This window comes from Stenotrophomonas sp. P5_B8 (assembly GCF_054049855.1).
Genome location: NZ_JBFULO010000482.1, coordinates 1 through 2,683 on the forward strand (window position 1 = coordinate 1; position 2,683 = coordinate 2,683).

A 2,683-nucleotide genomic window follows, 5' to 3' on the forward strand; every position below is an offset into this window, starting at 1 on the left:
ATCGGCGCTGGCGGTCCCGTAGTCGGCCAACATGCGCGCCAACCACAAGATGAGTGCCAACCAACGGTTGGCACCTACGGTCACGTTTGGCGCGCTAAAATAGCCTGATGCATGACGCCGTCACCCAACCGACCCAACCGTCCGACACGACCGTGTGGGCCCGCCGCCAGACCCAGGCCGTCCGTATCGGCGGTGTGGTCGTAGGCGGAGGCCAGCCCGTGGTGGTGCAGTCGATGACCAACACCGACACCGCCGATGTGGCCGCCAGCGTTAAGCAGGTCGCCGAACTGTGGCGGGCCGGCTCGGAGATGGTGCGCCTGACCGTCAACAATCCCGAGTCGGCCGCAGCGATCCCGCGCATCGTGGAGAAGCTGCGGATGATGGGCATCGAGGTGCCCCTGATCGGCGATTTCCATTACAACGGCCACCAGCTGCTGACCCAGGAGCCGGCCTGCGCCGAAGCCCTGGCCAAGTACCGGATCAATCCGGGCAACGTGGGGTTTGGCAAGAAGAAGGACACCCAGTTCGCGCAGCTGATCGAATTTGCGATCCGCTACGACAAGCCGGTGCGCATCGGGGCCAACTGGGGCTCGCTGGACCAGTCGCTGGCCGCCCGCCTGATGGACGAGAACAGCCAGCGCGCGCAACCGTGGGATGCCGGCCGGGTGCTGCGCGAAGCGCTGATCCGTTCGGCGCTGGATTCGGCCCATACCGCCGTCGAGCTGGGCCTGCCGCGCGATCGCATCGTGCTGTCGGCCAAGGTCAGTGGCGTGCAGGAACTGATCGCGGTGTACCGCGATTTGGCCCAGCGCTCGGACTTTGCCCTGCACCTGGGCCTGACCGAGGCCGGGATCGGCAGCAAGGGCATCGTCGCCTCGTCGGCGGCGCTGGCGGTGCTGCTGCAGGAAGGCATCGGCGACACCATCCGCATTTCGCTGACGCCCGAACCGGGCCAGTCGCGTACCGCCGAGGTGATCGTTGCGCAGGAACTGCTGCAGACCACCGGCCAGCGTGCCTTCACCCCGCTGGTCACGGCCTGCCCGGGCTGTGGGCGGACCACCTCCGAGTTCTTCCAGGAACTGGCCAAGGTGGTACAGAACCACGTGCGCGGGAAGATGCCGGAATGGAAGGTGAGCCACCCCGGGGCGGAAAACATGACGCTGGCGGTGATGGGCTGCATCGTCAACGGGCCGGGCGAATCGCGGCATGCCAACATCGGCATCTCGCTGCCCGGTACCGGCGAAACGCCGGCTGCGCCGGTGTTCGTGGATGGCGAGAAGACGGTGACGCTGCGCGGTGACAACATCGCCCAGGAATTCGTGGCGCTGATCGACGATTATGTCGAACGCAAGTATGTCCGAAGCGTCGGATAAGCCAACGGTGCTGGCCGCCCCCGAGGCGGCCGCCGGTTTCCGCCATTGGATGGCCCACAACGCCTGGCGTTTCGTGCTGCTGTTCGCCGGAGTGCTGCTGCCGCTGGCCGGCTTCGTCGCGCTCGCCGACGAAGTGCATGAGCTGGAGTCGTTCTATTTCGACGCGCCCTTGCTATGGAAGCTGCACGGCCTGCATTCGCCGGGGCTGGACCAGTTCTTCGTGCTGCTCTCCAAGCTGGGCTATGAGTGGTTCCTGATCCCGGCCGACGTGCTGATCGTCGGCATGCTGCTGTGGCGACGGCGCTGGCGTGAAGCCAGTTTCGTGGCGATCTGCTTCGTCGGTTCGGCGTTGTTGAACATGGGCAGCAAGCAGTTTTTCCAGCGCGACCGCCCCAGCCTGTGGGAGTCGATCGCCCCGGAAAGCACGTTCAGCTTCCCCAGTGGGCATGCGATGGGCTCGATGACCCTGGCGGTGACGGTGGTGCTGTTGGCCTGGAACACTCGCTGGCGCTGGCCGGTGCTGGTGGCCGCGCCCTTGTTCAGCGTGCTGGTCAGCGTGTCGCGGGTCTACCTGGGCGTGCATTACCCCTCCGACATCCTGGCCGGTTGGTGTGCGGCTCTGGTTTGGGTGGTAGGGTGCTTCCTGGTCATGTTCAGGCGCCGCGCGCCGTGGCGGCACCGGCACTGAACCGGTCCGGATGCGTGGGATGCCGATTGCGCCGGGGCGCAGGCGTACACTGATAGGCGTAGTAGACCGATATAGCCTGGGGTGAAAGGCTAAGGGGAAGGGCAAGACGGCATGGGTGTGATGCGGGCACCAGAACGCGCTGACAGGGGCTGCTTTTCCTTGTTATCGCCGTACCCCGCCGCTAGGCTTGCCCCCGTTCGCAGCGTTTTAAGAGGTGCGTGGATGACGATTCGAGTGTATCTGGTGGACGATCATGCGCTGGTGCGTACCGGCATGAAGATGATCCTGTCCAACGAGACCGATATCGAGGTAGTCGGTGAAGCGGACTCCGGGGAAGATGCGTTGCCTGAAATCCGCCACCTGCGTCCGGACGTGGTGCTGTGCGACCTGCACCTGCCGGGTGTAAGCGGCATGGAAGTCACCGAACGGGTGGTGCGTGGCGACCACGGCACGCGCGTGGTGATCGTGTCGGTGCTCGAGGATGGCCCGATGCCCAAGCGCCTGCTCGAGGCTGGCGCGTCCGGTTACATCGGCAAGGGCTGCGATGCGCAGGAACTGCTGCGCGCCGTGCGCGACGCGGCCATGGGCCGGCGTTACCTCGGCAGCAGCATCGCGCAGAACC

The 2,683-nt window shown here is 65.7% G+C and carries 3 protein-coding genes; all 3 read left to right on the plus strand.

Annotated elements, in window-relative coordinates:
* The first annotated feature begins 107 nt into the window (after nucleotides 1-107).
* Nucleotides 108-1,373 (plus strand): flavodoxin-dependent (E)-4-hydroxy-3-methylbut-2-enyl-diphosphate synthase, encoded by a 1,266-nt coding sequence (gene ispG / locus ACXJKH_RS18335; protein WP_256774081.1) that lies wholly within the window; start codon nucleotides 108-110, stop codon nucleotides 1,371-1,373.
* The gene (locus ACXJKH_RS18340) at nucleotides 1,354-2,061 is read left to right on the plus strand and encodes a phosphatase PAP2 family protein (RefSeq protein ID WP_256774080.1); all 708 of its coding nucleotides are present in this window, start codon (nucleotides 1,354-1,356) and stop codon (nucleotides 2,059-2,061) included. Before ispG ends, ACXJKH_RS18340 begins: the two co-directional genes overlap by 20 nt.
* Before the next feature lie 222 nt (nucleotides 2,062-2,283).
* On the plus strand, nucleotides 2,284-2,683 hold a 400-nt coding region (locus tag ACXJKH_RS18345), incomplete at its 3' end, for a response regulator (protein WP_457321490.1).

Excerpts from the sequence above, each read along its gene's own strand:
- ispG (WP_256774081.1), top strand. The coding sequence starts at position 108 with ATGCATGACGCCGTCACCCAACCGACCCAACCGTCCGACACGACCGTG.
- ACXJKH_RS18340 (WP_256774080.1), top strand. The coding sequence starts at position 1,354 with ATGTCCGAAGCGTCGGATAAGCCAACGGTGCTGGCCGCCCCCGAGGCG.